Source organism: Pseudomonas sp. TKO26, from assembly GCF_003225665.1.
Classification (GTDB): domain Bacteria; phylum Pseudomonadota; class Gammaproteobacteria; order Pseudomonadales; family Pseudomonadaceae; genus Aquipseudomonas; species Aquipseudomonas saponiphila.
In genome coordinates this window covers 253,693-268,873 of record NZ_QKLN01000005.1, presented here as the reverse complement: position 1 = coordinate 268,873, position 15,181 = coordinate 253,693, and the positions used below count along the sequence as shown (strand labels likewise).

The window sequence follows — 15,181 nt, the reverse complement described above, 5'->3', positions numbered from 1 at the left end:
CGGGGCAGTGTAGCGGATGCTCAAGCAGATTGGCGCGCTTGCAGATGGCGCCCGGTAACCAGGGCAAGCACCGCTTCGACCACCCGCGGATCGGCCAGCACCCGCTGATGGCCACCTTCGCTCAAGCGCAACAGGCGACTGTCGAACCAGGCCTGATGGATCAGCTCCGACTCCTGGACCGGCACGAAGCGATCATCCTCCGCGTGAACGATCAGGCCCGGCATGTCCAGCTGATACTGGGCCACATCCAGGCTTGCCGCGCGCATGCCGACGTCTTTCTCCACCTGACGAATAAAGGCCGAGCGCGCCCGGGGCGGCAAGCCCATGTAACGGGCGAAACCGCGCAATACGCCGAGGATGCGGGCGGGTGCGGCAATGCTGACCAGGGTTTCACTACGCAGCCCCAATTGCACGGCGAGCATGGCGCTGGCGCCGCCCATGGAATGGCCGATCACCGCGCGCAACGGCGGCAACTCTGCGGCGGCCTCCAGCATCGCTCGGGCGAACAGCACCACATTGGCCTCATCCCCCGGAGAACGGCCATGGGCCGGCCCCTCCAGCGCCACCGCGGTATAACCGGCCGTCACCAGCGCATCGATCAGACTGGCGAACTGGGTGGGTCGCCCTTCCCAGCCATGCATCAGCATCACCGTTGGCCCCTGCCCCCAACGCAAGGCAGAAAGCCCAAAGCGCAGGGTCAGTCGCTCGGCGCGCGCCAGCAGCGGCAGTTCCCAGTCCCGCGGCGGCAGCTCGCGAGGTGTCATGAACAGCTGGCGCATCCGGTTCGCCACCCATTGAGGAGCCACCCAGCCAAGGGTGCCATTGACGCCACGAATCCAGCTCAATCCGCTCATCTCTCACCACCTCGCAACCGAACTTCAGGTCATTGAATTGCCGACTTGGCGGCACGCAACAAACGATCGGACAACTCCCCCGGGCCCAGGGCCCGCGCCAGGGACAGCCCTCCCACCATCAACGCCATGTCCGCAAGGGCCTTGTCCGTGTCCTCCGGGCAAGTGGCCAACTGCGCCACCATCAACTCCATGTGTTCATTCAAGGCTTTGCGAAAACTCTCGGGCAACCGCCCAAATTCGCCCACGGACGCCGGAATCGGGCAGGCCTGCTCCGTGGAGTCGCGATGCTTGCGCGACAGGTAGAAAGCCGCCGTCAGCGCCCTGCGCTCCTCGCCACTGAGGCTTGAGTCCATCTCGTCGAGCAAGCCGCGGCGGTGGGAGAGCAATTGGGTAAAGGCTTCGAGCATCAACGCATCCTTGCTCTCAAAGTGCGCATAGAAGCCGCCCACGGTCAGCCCGGCCGCGCCCATTACTTCACCCACGCTGGGTTCCGCAGGACCCCGCTGAATCAGCGCGGAACTGGCGGCCTGGAGAATACGTTCGCGGGTTTGAGCTTTTTTGTCGTTCATCGTTGCCTCCGAATATTACGGAAAGAATATTATGCTCATAATAATTTTCCGCAAGTCGCCAGTGTGACCATCGGTCAGAAGTACAGGTTCAGGGAGAGAGCGGGAGCTGGCTGGGCACCAGAAAAACAAAAGGGCCATTCAATGATTGAATGACCCTTAAAAATCCCGCAGAGCGGGTAATCGTGGCGTCCCCTAGGGGACTCGAACCCCTGTTACCGCCGTGAAAGGGCGGTGTCCTAGGCCACTAGACGAAGGGGACACAAACCTTCTGACAGCTGACCAGCGCTGAGTACTGGTCGATTCAAGGCCGGTGTGGCCAGACCTTGAACTGTAAATTGGTGGAGCTAGACGGGATCGAACCGTCGACCTCTTGCATGCCATGCAAGCGCTCTCCCAGCTGAGCTATAGCCCCGGATTTTCGCCTCGCGGCGCAGCGATATCTTGCAACATCGCTTGTGTGAAACTGGCGTCCCCTAGGGGACTCGAACCCCTGTTACCGCCGTGAAAGGGCGGTGTCCTAGGCCACTAGACGAAGGGGACACAAACCTTCTGACAGCTGACCAGCGCTGAGTACTGGTCGATTCAAGGCCGGTGTGGCCAAACCTTGAACTGTAAAATTGGTGGAGCTAGACGGGATCGAACCGTCGACCTCTTGCATGCCATGCAAGCGCTCTCCCAGCTGAGCTATAGCCCCGGATTTTCGCCTCGCGGCGCAGCGATATCTTGCAACATCGCTTGTGTAAAACTGGCGTCCCCTAGGGGACTCGAACCCCTGTTACCGCCGTGAAAGGGCGGTGTCCTAGGCCACTAGACGAAGGGGACGCAAACCCTTCTATACAACTGATCGGCGCTGAGTACCGATCGATTCAAGGCCGGTGTGGCCAGGCCTTGAACTGTAAATTGGTGGAGCTAGACGGGATCGAACCGTCGACCTCTTGCATGCCATGCAAGCGCTCTCCCAGCTGAGCTATAGCCCCTCGTCGGTGAGGACGGGGCGAATCTTAAGGGGGGATCTGAAGGCTGTCAATTTTTTTTCCGCTTTTTGAAAAAAAATTTGCCGGGATAACAACCACTTACCGCCCCGCCCCGAAAAACCTGGCTTTTGCGGCCTTGCCGGCCCATATCAACTCCCGCAAAAGGGCCATTACAAGCCGACAGAAAACGCCAAGGGCGACGATCAAACCGTCTGCGCCTGGACTTCAAGCGTAGCCGAAAAGATCGCCGCCCCTGGCGCAACCGTCCCGCAAAGGCGCCTTAGCCGATGGCGCCCAGCAGTTTTTCCCATTCCTTGTTCTCTTTCTTCGACACGCCACCGAGCAGGTCGATGGCCTGACGCAGACGGAAACGGGTCAGGTCCGGCCCCAGAATCTCCATGGCATCAAGCACCGATACCGAACTGGCCTGGCCAGTGATGGCCGCGAACATCAGCGGCATGGCGTCGCGCAGCTTCAGTTCCAGGGATTCAACCACCGCCTGAATGGTCGCGGTGATGCTGTCTTTCTCCCACTGACGCAGGCTTTCGAGCTTCCACAGGATCAACTGCATCAGCTGCCGCACCTGATCACCAGAAAGCTTCTTGGACTCGAACAACTTGGCATCCGGGGTCACGCCACCAGCGAAGAAGAAGCCGGCCAAAGGCGCGATCTGGCTGAATGTCTCGACCCTGCCCTGCACATGCGGCGCGATCTTCATCAGGTATTCGGGGTTCAGCGCCCAGGTCTGGACCCGGCTGGCGAACTCTTCCACCGGCAGATCCCGCAGCCACTGGCCATTGAGCCAGGACAGCTTCTCGATATCGAAGATCGGCCCCCCCAGGGATACCCGCGACAGATCGAAGTTGTCGACCATTTCCTGCAACGAGAACTTCTCGCGCTCATCCGGCATCGACCAGCCCATGCGCCCCAGGTAGTTGAGCATGGCCTCGGGCATGAAGCCCATGCGCTCGTAGAACGTCACCGAGGTCGGGTTCTTGCGCTTGGACAGCTTGCTCTTGTCCGGGTTGCGCAGCAGCGGCATGTAGCACAGCTGCGGCTGCTCCCAACCGAAGTATTCGTAGAGCAGGATCAGTTTCGGCGCCGAAGGCAGCCATTCCTCGCCACGCAGTACGTGGGTGATGCCCATCAAGTGGTCATCGACCACGTTGGCCAGGAAGTAGGTTGGCAGGCCGTCGGTCTTCATCAGCACTTGCATGTCCATGCGATCCCACGGGATCTCGACGTCGCCACGCAACATGTCCGGCACCACGCAGACGCCTTCGGTCGGCACCTTCATGCGGATCACGTGAGGCTCGCCGGCCGCCAGGCGTCGGGCCACTTCTTCCTTGGACAGCAGCAGCGCACGGCCGTCGTAACGCGGGGTTTCGCCACGGGCCATCTGCTCGGCACGCATCTGGTCCAGCTCTTCAGCGGTGCAGAAGCACGGGAAGGCGTGGCCCAGGTCCACCAATTGCTGGGCGTACTTCTGGTAGATGTCACCGCGCTCGCTCTGGCGATACGGGCCGTGAGGACCGCCGACATCCGGCCCTTCGCTCCAATTGATGCCCAACCAGCGCAAGGCGTCGAAGATCTGCTGCTCGGACTCGCGGGTCGAGCGCAACTGATCGGTGTCTTCGATACGCAGAATGAACTCACCGCCATGCTGCTTGGCAAAGCAATAGTTGAACAAAGCGATGTAAGCGGTACCTACGTGGGGGTCCCCGGTAGGCGATGGCGCGATGCGCGTGCGAACGGTGGTCATGGCTGGTCTCGAACAGATAGAAAAACGAGGAATAAAACAGGGGGCGAATGGTAACAGGCGACACCAGCACCGCTCCAGTGAGGAGGGCATTTAAGCCAAGGTTGCGACTACAGGCCGCTACCAGCCCGCTGAATGGCCAATAATCAACAGGCGGCATTTACCACCCAGTGGCTATATGCCAGATTCGCCGGCTGATAGATTTCCTTACACTTTTTCTCGACTACAGTCTGCCCATGCCTGCCCAACTCAAGCGTCGCCTGTTTGTTTTCCTGTCTCTGGTCCTGCTGATCACCCTGGGGCTGTTCGCCCATTGGTGGTTCCACGGCCGTTTTTATGAAACCACCGATAACGCCTACGTCCAGGGCGAAATCACCCGGGTTTCCAGCCAACTGAGCGCACGGATTGAAGAAGTACGAGTGCAGGACAACCAGCACGTAGAGAAAGGCCAATTGCTGATACGCCTGGAAGGTCAGGACTTCCAGCTGGCGGTGGACCGCGCCCAGGCCGCTCTCGCCACCCGTGAAGCCGAACGCCTGCAGGCCCAGAGCAAACTGACCCAACAAGCCAGCCTGATCGCCGCCAGCCAGGCTCAGGTGGCATCGAGCCAGGCCAGCCTCGGCCGCTCGCAGATCGACCTGTCCCGAGCCCAGACCCTGCGCAAGCCCGGCTATGTCTCCGAGGAACGGGTCACCACCCTTTCCGCCGACAACCACATCGCCCGCTCCCAGGTGGCCAAGGCTGAAGCCGACCTGCAAGGCCAGCGCCAACAGGTCAACGCCCTGAACGCCGAGATCAAGCGCCTCGACGCTCAGATTGCCAATGCTCAGGCCGACCTGGCCCAAGCGCAATTGAACCTGACCCGCAGCGAAATCCACGCCCCCATCAGCGGCATCATCGGCCAGCGTGCGGCGCGCAGCGGCCAGGTGGTACAGGCCGGCGCCTACCTGCTGTCGATCGTTCCGGACCAGGACATCTGGGTTCAAGCCAACTTCAAGGAGACTCAGATCGGTCACATGCAACCCGGGCAACAGGCCGAGCTGACCTTCGACGCCTACGGCGACACCCCGATCCAGGCCCGGGTCGACAGCCTGTTCGCCGCCTCGGGCGCACAGTTCAGCCTGCTGCCACCGGACAACGCCACCGGCAACTTCACCAAGGTGGTACAACGCATTCCGGTAAAACTGACCTTCGCTCCCGACAACCCCCTGCAGGGCAAGATCCGGCCGGGGATGTCGGTCACGGTCAAAGTGAACGTCAAAGACCCTGTCGATGGCCGGTGATCAACTGCTGCGTCCGCTGACGGAACCCAGCCGACGCGACTGGATAGCGGTCATGAGCGCCATGCTCGGCGCCTTCATGGCGGTGCTCGACATCCAGATCACCAACTCCTCGCTGAAAGATATCCAGGGTGCCCTCTCCGCCACCCTTGAGGAAGGCTCGTGGATCTCCACCTCCTACCTGGTGGCGGAGATCATCATGATTCCCCTCACTGCCTGGCTTGTGCAGTTGCTCTCGGCCCGGCGACTGGCGACCTGGGTTTCGGTGGGTTTCCTGATCGCCTCCCTGCTCTGCTCCATGGCCTGGAGCCTGGAAAGCATGATCGTGTTCCGCGCCCTGCAGGGCTTTACCGGCGGCGCGCTGATTCCCCTGGCGTTCACCCTGACCCTGATCAAGCTCCCCGAGCACCATCGGGCCAAGGGCATGGCCATGTTCGCCATGACCGCCACCTTCGCCCCCTCCATCGGCCCGACCCTGGGTGGCTGGCTGACGGAAAACTGGGGCTGGGAATACATCTTCTACATCAACGTGCCGCCGGGCCTGCTGATGATCGCCGGCCTGCTGTACGGCCTGGAAAAAAAGGAAGCCCACTGGGAACTGCTCAAAAGCACCGACTACACCGGCATCCTGACCCTCGGCCTGGGCCTGGGCTGCCTGCAGGTGTTTCTTGAAGAGGGCCACCGCAAGGACTGGCTGGAGTCGAACCTGATCGTGACCCTGGGCAGCATCGCCCTGGTCAGCCTGATCACCTTCGTCATCGTCCAGGTTTCCAAGCCCAATCCACTGATCAACCTGGGCATCCTGCGCAATCGCAACTTCGGCCTGTCAAGCATTTCCAGCCTGGGCATGGGCGTTGGCCTGTACGGCTCGATCTACCTGCTGCCGCTGTACCTGGCGCAGATCCAGAATTACAACGCCCTGCAAATCGGCGAAGTGATCATGTGGATGGGCATACCGCAGCTGTTCCTGATTCCCCTGGTGCCCAAGCTGATGCAGTTCATCTCGCCCAAATGGCTATGCGCCCTGGGGTTCGGCCTGTTCGGGCTGGCAAGCTTCTCTTCAGGCGTGCTCAATCCGGACTTCGCCGGGCCGCAATTCAACCAGATCCAGATCATCCGCGCCCTGGGCCAGCCGCTGATCATGGTCACCATTTCGCTGATCGCCACGGCTTACATACAGCCCCAGGATGCGGGCTCGGCTTCGAGCCTGTTCAACATCCTGCGCAACCTCGGCGGCGCCATCGGCATAGCCTTGCTGGCGACCCTGCTGGATGCCAGGACCAAGACCTATTTCGACTACCTGCGTGAAGCGCTGGTGCCCAGCAACCCGCAAGTGGCGGAACGCCTGGCGACCCTCACCGACAAGTTCGGCAGCGAATCCGCGGCCCTGGGCAAGCTCAGCGAGATCACCCACCAGCAAGCGCAGATCATGGCCTACAACGACGCCTTCCATTTTGTCGGCATTGCCCTGGGCATCAGCATGCTGGCAGTGCTGTTGACCAAGGCCCTGCCCAAGGGCCTCAAGGCCGGCGAAGCCCACTGACCCACAAATGGCCTGTAGGAGCTGGCTTGCCAGCGAATCGCCCCCCAACCCTTGCACAGGATTTGAGGGCCTCTTCGCCGGCAAGCCGGCTCCTACGAGGGATCGAGTGGCGTTAGACGGTGAGCAGGCGCTCGCGCAGCTTGGCGATTTCGTCGCGCATCTGCGCCGCGGCCTCGAACTCCAGGTCGCGGGCCAATTGGTACATCTTCTCTTCGAGCTGACGGATGCGCTTGCTGATTTCGCTCGGCGAACGCAGCTCGTTTTCGTAGCGGGCACTTTCCTCGGCCGCCTTGGCCATGCCCTTGCGCTTCTTGCTGCGCGAGCCCGGCACAGTGGCGCCTTCCATGATGTCGGCAACGTCCTTGAACACCCCTTTGGGGGTGATGCCGTTGGCCAGGTTGAAGGCGATCTGCTTGTCACGCCGACGCTCGGTTTCGCCAATCGCCCGCTCCATGGAGCCGGTGATGCGGTCGGCATAGAGAATCGCCCGGCCGTTGAGGTTACGCGCGGCACGACCAATGGTCTGGATCAAGGAGCGCTCGGAACGCAGGAAACCTTCCTTGTCGGCATCCAGAATCGCCACCAGGGACACTTCCGGCATGTCCAGGCCTTCCCGCAGCAGGTTGATCCCCACCAGCACGTCGAACGTGCCCAGGCGCAGGTCGCGGATGATTTCCACCCGTTCCACCGTATCGATGTCCGAGTGCAGGTAGCGCACCCGTATGCCGTGGTCGGCCAGGTAATCGGTCAGGTCCTCGGCCATGCGCTTGGTCAGGGTGGTAACCAGCACCCGCTCTTCCAACGCCACGCGCTTGGTGATTTCCGACAGCAGGTCGTCCACCTGGGTCAGGGCCGGGCGCACTTCCACTTGCGGGTCCACCAGGCCGGTGGGGCGCACCACCTGCTCCACCACGCGCCCGGCGTGTTCCGCCTCATAGTTGCCCGGTGTGGCGGAGACAAAGATGGTCTGTGGGCTGACCCCTTCCCACTCGTCGAAGCGCATCGGCCGGTTATCCAGCGCCGACGGCAGGCGGAAGCCGTACTCCACCAGGGTTTCCTTGCGCGAACGGTCGCCCTTATACATGGCGCCAACCTGGGGCACGCTGACGTGGGATTCGTCGATCACCAGCAGCGCATCCGCCGGCAGGTAGTCGTACAAGGTGGGTGGCGCGGCCCCGGCGGGACGACCGGAGAGGTAGCGCGAGTAGTTCTCGATGCCGTTGCAGTAACCCAGTTCGAGGATCATCTCCAGATCGAAACGGGTGCGTTGCTCCAGGCGCTGGGCTTCTACCAGCTTGTTGTTGGCGCGCAGGTATTCCAGGCGCTCCTGCAACTCCACCTTGATCCCCTCGATGGCATCCAGCAGGGTTTCCCGCGGGGTCACGTAGTGGCTCTTGGGATAGAAGGTGAAACGCGGCAGCTTGCGGATCACTTCACCGGTCAACGGATCGAAGGCGCTGATGCTTTCCACCTCGTCGTCGAACAGCTCAATGCGGATCGCCTCCAAGTCGGATTCCGCCGGGTAGATGTCGATCACGTCGCCGCGCACGCGGAAGGTGGCACGGGCGAAGTCCATGTCGTTGCGGGTGTATTGCAAGTCCGCCAGGCGCCGCAGCAAGGCGCGCTGATCGAGTTTGTCGCCGCGGTCCACGTGCAGGACCATCTTCAGGTAGGTTTCCGGGCTGCCCAGGCCATAGATGCAGGACACCGTGGTAACGATGATGGCGTCCTTGCGCTCCAGCAGCGCCTTGGTCGCGGACAGGCGCATCTGCTCGATGTGGTCGTTGATCGATGCGTCCTTCTCGATAAAGGTATCGGACGACGGTACATAGGCTTCGGGCTGGTAGTAGTCGTAATAGGAAACGAAATACTCCACCGCGTTATTCGGGAAGAACGCCTTGAATTCACCATACAACTGGGCGGCCAGGGTCTTGTTCGGCGCCAGTACCAGGGTCGGGCGCTGCACTTGGGCAATCACGTTGGCGATGCTGAAGGTCTTGCCCGAGCCGGTCACGCCGAGCAGGGTCTGGTGGGCCAGCCCGGCCTCGATGCCTTCGACCAGCAGGCGGATGGCTTCCGGCTGGTCGCCGGCAGGCTGAAAGCGGGTGACTAGCTGGAATTCGGACATAACCTACCTCTGGAATCATTCGTGCGCGGCGATACCGTACAGGAACGAGAAAGACCGCGTACGACCGATGTCGCCGAGAAAAAAACGCAATGAGCTGGATGTGGAGACAGATACCACGGCTTTCAAGGTAAAGGTCTTACACTCGATAACACCCGGAATGTTGCAATAAGACTAACGGTCAGAAAATAAAGCGAAAAACTTGTCGCAAAAGGTCAATCGGCTGTCGCCCCCCGCGATGATGGCCTCTATACTAGCTCCCCGTTTGTGCACCGCTCTAGTGCATTCGGCTGGAGCGCGACACGTCCCTCCACACTCCATTCAGAGCCGCCGTAAAAATGAGCCTGTTCTCCGCTGTCGAAATGGCACCACGCGATCCAATCCTGGGCCTCAACGAAGCATTCAACGCCGACACCCGTACCAACAAGGTCAACCTTGGGGTGGGCGTGTACTGCAACGAGGAGGGACGCATTCCACTCCTGCGCGCCGTTGTCGAAGCCGAGACAATTCGCGCCGCTCAACATGCTTCCCGCGGCTACCTGCCGATCGACGGCATTGCCGCCTACGACCAGGCGGTACAAAAGCTGCTGTTCGGCAACGACTCGCCCCTGCTGGCCGCTGGTCGTGTAGTCACCACCCAGGCCGTTGGCGGTACTGGCGCCCTGAAAATCGGCGCCGACTTCCTCAAGCAACTGCTGCCCAACGCCGTGGTCGCCATCAGTGACCCAAGCTGGGAAAACCATCGCGCGCTGTTCGAAACCGCCGGCTTCCCGGTGCAGAACTACCGCTACTACGACGCCGCCACCCACGATGTGAACCGTGCCGGCCTGCTGGAAGACCTCAATGCCCTGCCGGCCCAGTCGATCGTGGTGCTGCACGCCTGCTGCCACAACCCGACCGGTGTCGACCTGAGCCCGCAGGACTGGAAAAACGTCCTGGAAGTGGTCAAGGCGAAAAACCTCGTGCCATTCCTCGACATGGCCTACCAGGGCTTCGGCGACGGCATCGATGAAGACGCCGCGGCTGTGCGCCTGTTTGCCGAGTCGGGCCTGACCTTCTTCGTATCCAGCTCGTTCTCCAAGTCGTTCTCGCTGTACGGCGAGCGCGTTGGCGCCCTGTCCATCGTCAGCAGCTCCAAGGAGGAAAGCGCTCGCGTGCTGTCCCAGGTCAAGCGCGTGATCCGCACCAACTACTCCAACCCGCCGACTCACGGTGCAACCATCGTCGCCGCAGTGCTGAACAACCCGGAACTGCGCGCCCAGTGGGAGCAGGAACTGGCGGAAATGCGCCTGCGGATTCGTGGCATGCGCACCCAGATGGTCGACCTGCTGGCCAAAGGCGCCCCTGAGCACGACTTCAGCTTTGTCGGTCGCCAATGCGGCATGTTCTCCTACTCCGGCCTGACCGTTGAGCAAGTGACCCGCCTGCGCAACGAGTTCGGCATCTATGCCCTGGACACCGGTCGCATCTGCGTCGCCGCGTTGAACCAGAGCAACATCGAGGTCGTGACCAAGGCCATCCTCCAGGTGATCTGATCCACCACCGCTGCGCAAAAAGGGGAAGCCAGGGTGCTTCCCCTTTTTTGTGCGCGCGCCGCTACTCCGCAGCCCAGCCCCCAGCATCCTCTAGACTGAAGCCACGCCTCCCCTGCCAATCGAGAATCCAGATGAAAAACGATGACCTGCGGGCCGACCGCGACGAACTTGAGCACTACCGGCCCCGCTCGCAAAAACGCGAAAAGAGTCTGGTATTGCAAATCGCCCTCGGCGTGTTCCTCGGTGGCCTGGCCCTGTGGCTGGTGCAACTGGCAGCCACATCGCTAATGACCAAGCTGATGCTCGGCACCTTGACCTTTGGCGGCTGAGCAGCCCGCCCTCTCACTTCAGCTCACGGACGAAACTCTCGGACTCACCTCAGCAGCGCATTGAAAAAAAGCATTCGCATCTGTTGACTTCCCTTTCTGAATCAGTAAGATACGGCGCATTCCGCGATAGCTCAGTTGGTAGAGCAAGTGACTGTTAATCACTGGGTCCCTGGTTCGAGTCCAGGTCGTGGAGCCAGACAAGGTTCCAGAGAAGACTTTCAAAGTCTCTGGAACACCCAAAAAACCCGCCTTCTGGCGGGTTTTTTCGTTTTGGCGTTCTGTCGGATTCCGGTGGATACCAGCCATTTTAAAAACACGCGGACACCATCGCCCTTGATGCTGGAGCTCGGAAGGTGAGTTTGCTGGACGCTTACCCCGACCTTGTTACTGCACCCATCTAGTCCAGCGGCGTCGTGTCGATGTGTATGGCATTACCTGGCCGTCGTCTTGGCGTTACAGAAGACGGGCGTCCTTGCCCTGGAGTCCTGTCAGAGCGATGCCTCGATCTTTTTTGCTATGCCTTCATCGACCCAGGCGTGCCAGACTTCCGGATGCTCCTTGAGGAACATCCTGGCCAGCTTCGGCGACTCGATGCGCTCTCGAGTCATTCTGGCCAGATTCTGATTCAGCAGATCGATGGGGATGTTGACCTTTTCCAGCACTGCGACCAGTTCGGGCGCCTGTTCATGAAACGCCTTGGAGAGCCCGACCATGGTGACGACGTCTTTGTTGGTCCCAGCCTTTTCTTCCAGTCTTATCGCATCGATCTGTCCCATCAACGGTGTCGGTGACCAGTAGTAGAACAGTACCGGTTCACCGCGTTTGTAGCTGGACAGAACCGCTGCATCCAATGCCGCACCAGTGCCTGGACGGAAGTTGATGAAGGTGCTTTCAAGACCGTATTCCTTCAACATCTCGGTATTGCCCTTTTCGCAGATCCAGCCCGCAGGACAGTTGTAGAAGCGGCCTTTGGACGGCTCCTCCGAGTCTTTGAAAACACCCGGGTACTTGCGCAGATCGGCGACTGTCTTGAGGTCGGGGGCTTGCGCCGGCCTGTTGCGTTTTGCGTCCCCTTCCACGACATAACGCGGCACATACCAGCCTTGAGTCGCACCGATGATCGGAGCGCCAACCCCAACGACCTTCCCGGCTGCCGCAGCCTTCTTCCAGACTTCGCTGCGCTCCATCCACTCTTCACCAAACACTTGAATGTCGTTGCCGGCCAGCGCGGTCTCAAGAATGATGGTGTTACCCACCAACTGATCCGTTGCACAGCCATAACCTTCCTTGAGCACGATCATCATGATGTCGGTGAGGAGCATCCCGCTCTCCCAGTTCAACCCGGCAAACTTCACCGGCTTGCCCGATTCACACCAGCCCGAAGCCTGGCTTGAGGCACTGCCAACGAGCAAGCCTAGGGTGAGTAACGAGGCCAGCAAACTCTTCCTGTTTTTCATGACCAGACGCTCCAAATCGTTGTTATTGGGGGCAGCGAACTGTTGTGTGCGGCACAGGAGCAAACGGGCCCATCAGATTCAGCATGGACAGGTTGGCGCGCAAACACGTGAGGCAAAGGCGTGAATCAATTGTTTTTATTGTTCTGGGCGGAACTCAGACTGCAGGGTCAACGGAGGTACGCCCGTAAAACAATTGGCGGGCATAGGCGCTGAACTCGACATTCGGCCGGTCAACGTACGCAAACACCGCGTTGAGCCTCAGCCTGTCCCCTTCCACCGGCGTGACCCGGTGCAATGAATAGCGACCACGGAACAATGTCAGGGTGCCGGGTACTTGAGGCAGCACCTCTATCTGCTGAGTTTGCGGGTCATCGAGAAACGCCCTGACCGCGTCATAACAATCGTCGTTTTCATTGCGCAGCATGCGCACGTACTCAAAATCCCCGCCAGCGTTCGCCGCCTGAAGAGACAGCGTGACGCTGAAGTCGGAACGATCAAAGTGCCACCCCAGCTCCTGTCCAGCCGTGAAGCCCTGCAGGTTAAGGGCGGCCAGTGGATCGGCATGACGATAGAGCGCGTCCAGGTCCAGGACATCCTTGATGAAAGCAAGGACTTCGTCCGATTCGTAGATCTGCCGGATCAAATGGTCGCCAGGAATATCGGCATAGGCAACGGTGTCTTTTGCAGTGTTCATCAACCGTCGTAGCGGATGTTGCGGGTCAACGCTCTCGTCCTGAGGTTTGAAATAAACCGTGTGGTTTTCCCGAAAATGAAACATGCGCGAGTGCAGTGCAAGTGTCTGCTGCGCCATGGCGACAACCGATGGATCACGAACAAAACCCGGGAAGATCGCAACACCCTCTTGCCCCAGCAAAGACTGACTGTACGTGACCAGTTCGAGATAAGCGGGGCTGGTGCGAGCGGTAATGGGATAACGCTCGAGATCGATGATATCGCCCAGGATGAGCTCAGGTGTGAAAGGCAGGGTAGTCATTATTGTTGGTCTCCGGTGGGCTCTGCTGGATTCAGATTGCAACGGCACCAAAAACAAGTCACGCTCATAATTTTATGCGTTTTTGTGAATTATTTTCAGGTCGCCTGCCATGAGACTGACGCTGGATCACCTTGTGATGTTGAAAACCCTGTCGGAAGTCGATTCGATTACGGCAGTGGCCGAACGTTTATGGCTGACCCCTTCGGCCGTCAGTCACCGCATACGCGAAGCGGAGCGGCGACTGGGTGTGAGCCTGACGGAACGATCAGGCGGAAAATTACGACTCAGTCCTGCCGGGGTGCGCCTGGAGCGAGCCGCCAAAGACATCATCGCGATACTCAATGAAGCAGAATCCGAAGCCCGATCCTTGGCCGGCGGCGTCACCGCCTTTGTACGCATGGGCGTCACCTCCTACGGCCCGTTTCGCTGGATTCCAAAATTTATCAAGCACTACTCCAACCTTCGGCCTGACATCGAAATCACACTGGTGACCGTTCCCCGCGATGATGTTTACGCAAGCCTGATGCAAGGACGGCTAGATGTGTCCATCATCGATGACGGCATGGTGCCCAGTGGCGTAGCAAGACTGCCGCTGTTTCGGGACGACCTGATTGCGATCATGGCGACCGATCATCCTCTTGCAAGCAGGAAAAACATCTACGCGGAGGACTTCAAGACTTACAACCTGGTGACGTACTCAACCGATCGCGCCAGTGGCTGGGAATACGACAGGTTCTTCGCTCCCGCCAGCATCCTGCCGCGCCGCATGATAACGGTGGAGTTGATCGAAGCCATCGTTGAACTGGTTCGTTCAGGCTACGGAATCAGCATATTGCAACGGGACCTGGTGACCCCCAGCCTCGAGCGTGGGGAGCTTGCGTGGGCCGCCCTGAACGACGGCCTCGACATCGCCTGGAACGCCATAGTTCGTCCCTCGGAACGAGAGGACAGCGAGGTCAACAAAATGGTCACAGAGCTTGATAGCTGGATTAAAAATGCTGGAAAACCTGAACACGGCTAATCCTTGGTTAGCCCGTGAGCATGGTTTCTTTGGGGTCGGTTACCGTCTTTCGCACCGGGCAAAAACCGGCCAATTCTGGCTCGTTGAGTAACGAAAAAATTTACATAAAATGCGGGCTTAACTGGGATAGCCGCAGGGATAATAATTTTGGAGCCATGGATGATTTATCTTAAAAAACAGTAGGTTATTCTTATATTCGACTCCAGGTCATGAGCCATATTCCTACACTGATTTGCCTTTATCTCCAAAAGAGCGCCCGACTCTTGCGTCCAATCAGTTCAAGCCCCTCAACTTCGAGATGATCCGCTTGCCAGTCAGACCTACGGATGCATCGCCGTTTCTCCGCAGAAATCCAAGCCCTCCGACCTGTTGCGTTGCCGCAAAGGCCTGACGTAGGCTGTGCGCCTCTTTATCCAAACAGCCAGACGATGTGATGTTTCTGCCAGCACAGTCACCGTGCCCCTCCCCCTCGATGAGCCCCTCGGCAACACTGGCCGTTGCTCAGCATGACTGCGCGATCAATCGTCGGCGTCGTAGCGTCCTGTTTGCCTTCACCTTCTCTCCGCATCGCGGCACTCGCTAGCTGCGATTGAGCCCGGCATCGGCTCGCCAGCGAAGACGTCCTCAAGAGCCACTCAGCACTCATTGAGCGCTTCGCCGACAAGCCGACGCCCAGGCCAATGCCACACGCAGGCCATCGCCCGTATCTCGGCGCACGTTGTTACGCAGCGTGTGCAACAC

Annotated in this window: 11 protein-coding genes and 7 tRNA genes; 6 read left to right on the top strand and 12 right to left on the bottom strand. The window is 59.8% G+C overall.

All coding sequences use genetic code 11. The features are described 5' to 3' along the window. Positions 1-20 precede the first annotated feature (20 nt). The 9 genes from DNK59_RS10145 to gltX form a co-directional block, all read right to left on the bottom strand. Complete coding sequence (locus DNK59_RS10145) at positions 21-854, bottom strand: alpha/beta fold hydrolase (protein ID WP_110723101.1); 834 nt, start codon at positions 852-854, stop codon at positions 21-23. A gap of 29 nt (positions 855-883) precedes the next feature. Then, positions 884-1,423 (bottom strand): TetR/AcrR family transcriptional regulator, encoded by a 540-nt coding sequence (locus DNK59_RS10140; protein ID WP_092316487.1) that lies wholly within the window; start codon positions 1,421-1,423, stop codon positions 884-886. 183 nt (positions 1,424-1,606) lie between these two features. Further along, positions 1,607-1,682: transfer RNA gene (locus tag DNK59_RS10135), tRNA-Glu, on the bottom strand. A gap of 77 nt (positions 1,683-1,759) precedes the next feature. Then, a tRNA-Ala gene (locus DNK59_RS10130) sits at positions 1,760-1,835 on the bottom strand. Between the two features lie 52 nt (positions 1,836-1,887). Next, positions 1,888-1,963: transfer RNA gene (locus DNK59_RS10125), tRNA-Glu, on the bottom strand. Positions 1,964-2,041: 78 nt separating this feature from the next. Next, positions 2,042-2,117 (bottom strand) — tRNA-Ala (locus DNK59_RS10120). 52 nt (positions 2,118-2,169) lie between these two features. After that, a tRNA-Glu gene (locus DNK59_RS10115) sits at positions 2,170-2,245 on the bottom strand. Positions 2,246-2,324: 79 nt separating this feature from the next. Next, positions 2,325-2,400 (bottom strand) — tRNA-Ala (locus DNK59_RS10110). Between the two features lie 277 nt (positions 2,401-2,677). Further along, positions 2,678-4,159, bottom strand: coding sequence for a glutamate--tRNA ligase (gene gltX, locus DNK59_RS10105; protein WP_016965547.1), 1,482 nt, complete (start codon positions 4,157-4,159; stop codon positions 2,678-2,680). A 233-nt stretch (positions 4,160-4,392) separates the two neighbouring features. Here gltX and DNK59_RS10100 point away from each other — a divergent pair, with 233 nt between their 5' ends. Both DNK59_RS10100 and DNK59_RS10095 read left to right on the top strand, forming a co-directional pair. Then, complete coding sequence (locus tag DNK59_RS10100) at positions 4,393-5,439, top strand: HlyD family secretion protein (RefSeq protein WP_092316489.1); 1,047 nt, start codon at positions 4,393-4,395, stop codon at positions 5,437-5,439. Next, positions 5,429-6,979 carry an MDR family MFS transporter gene (locus DNK59_RS10095; protein ID WP_110723100.1) on the top strand — a complete coding sequence of 517 codons (1,551 nt, stop codon included), beginning with the start codon at positions 5,429-5,431 and terminating at the stop codon, positions 6,977-6,979. The genes DNK59_RS10100 and DNK59_RS10095 overlap by 11 nt, the downstream gene beginning before the upstream one ends. 112 nt (positions 6,980-7,091) lie before the next feature. Here DNK59_RS10095 and uvrB read toward each other — a convergent pair whose 3' ends face one another. Then, positions 7,092-9,107: an excinuclease ABC subunit UvrB gene (gene uvrB / locus DNK59_RS10090; RefSeq protein ID WP_092316493.1), complete on the bottom strand. Its 2,016-nt coding sequence runs from the start codon at positions 9,105-9,107 to the stop codon at positions 7,092-7,094. Between the two features lie 335 nt (positions 9,108-9,442). Here uvrB and DNK59_RS10085 point away from each other — a divergent pair, with 335 nt between their 5' ends. The 3 genes from DNK59_RS10085 (at position 9,443) to DNK59_RS10075 (ending at position 11,164) form a co-directional block, all read left to right on the top strand. Beyond that, positions 9,443-10,639, top strand: a complete 1,197-nt coding sequence (locus tag DNK59_RS10085; RefSeq protein WP_110723099.1) for an amino acid aminotransferase — start codon at positions 9,443-9,445, stop codon at positions 10,637-10,639. Positions 10,640-10,770: 131 nt separating this feature from the next. Then, entirely contained in the window at positions 10,771-10,968 is a 198-nt protein-coding gene (locus tag DNK59_RS10080) for a hypothetical protein (RefSeq protein ID WP_110723098.1), read from the top strand. A gap of 120 nt (positions 10,969-11,088) precedes the next feature. Further along, positions 11,089-11,164 (top strand) — tRNA-Asn (locus tag DNK59_RS10075). A gap of 292 nt (positions 11,165-11,456) precedes the next feature. On the opposite strand, the gene DNK59_RS10070 is transcribed toward DNK59_RS10075, so the two are convergent. Beyond that, a complete protein-coding gene (locus DNK59_RS10070; RefSeq protein ID WP_110723097.1) occupies positions 11,457-12,425 on the bottom strand; it encodes an ABC transporter substrate-binding protein in 969 nt (322 codons plus the stop codon). A 154-nt stretch (positions 12,426-12,579) separates the two neighbouring features. Then, entirely contained in the window at positions 12,580-13,419 is an 840-nt protein-coding gene (locus tag DNK59_RS10065; RefSeq protein WP_110723096.1) for a hypothetical protein, read from the bottom strand. 109 nt (positions 13,420-13,528) lie between these two features. On the opposite strand from DNK59_RS10065, the gene DNK59_RS10060 reads away from it, so the two are divergent. Further along, positions 13,529-14,440: a LysR family transcriptional regulator gene (locus tag DNK59_RS10060; protein WP_110723095.1), complete on the top strand. Its 912-nt coding sequence runs from the start codon at positions 13,529-13,531 to the stop codon at positions 14,438-14,440. The last annotated feature ends 741 nt before the right edge of the window (positions 14,441-15,181 follow it).

Bases quoted from the DNA above. Each gene is read 5' to 3' on its own strand.
- DNK59_RS10145 (WP_110723101.1), bottom strand. From the start codon at position 854: ATGAGCGGATTGAGCTGGATTCGTGGCGTCAATGGCACCCTTGGCTGG.
- DNK59_RS10065 (WP_110723096.1), bottom strand. From the start codon at position 13,419: ATGACTACCCTGCCTTTCACACCTGAGCTCATCCTGGGCGATATCATC.
- uvrB (WP_092316493.1), bottom strand. From the start codon at position 9,107: ATGTCCGAATTCCAGCTAGTCACCCGCTTTCAGCCTGCCGGCGACCAG.
- gltX (WP_016965547.1), bottom strand. From the start codon at position 4,159: ATGACCACCGTTCGCACGCGCATCGCGCCATCGCCTACCGGGGACCCC.
- DNK59_RS10095 (WP_110723100.1), top strand. From the start codon at position 5,429: ATGGCCGGTGATCAACTGCTGCGTCCGCTGACGGAACCCAGCCGACGC.
- DNK59_RS10070 (WP_110723097.1), bottom strand. From the start codon at position 12,425: ATGAAAAACAGGAAGAGTTTGCTGGCCTCGTTACTCACCCTAGGCTTG.
- DNK59_RS10085 (WP_110723099.1), top strand. From the start codon at position 9,443: ATGAGCCTGTTCTCCGCTGTCGAAATGGCACCACGCGATCCAATCCTG.
- DNK59_RS10080 (WP_110723098.1), top strand. From the start codon at position 10,771: ATGAAAAACGATGACCTGCGGGCCGACCGCGACGAACTTGAGCACTAC.
- DNK59_RS10140 (WP_092316487.1), bottom strand. From the start codon at position 1,423: ATGAACGACAAAAAAGCTCAAACCCGCGAACGTATTCTCCAGGCCGCC.
- DNK59_RS10060 (WP_110723095.1), top strand. From the start codon at position 13,529: ATGAGACTGACGCTGGATCACCTTGTGATGTTGAAAACCCTGTCGGAA.
- DNK59_RS10100 (WP_092316489.1), top strand. From the start codon at position 4,393: ATGCCTGCCCAACTCAAGCGTCGCCTGTTTGTTTTCCTGTCTCTGGTC.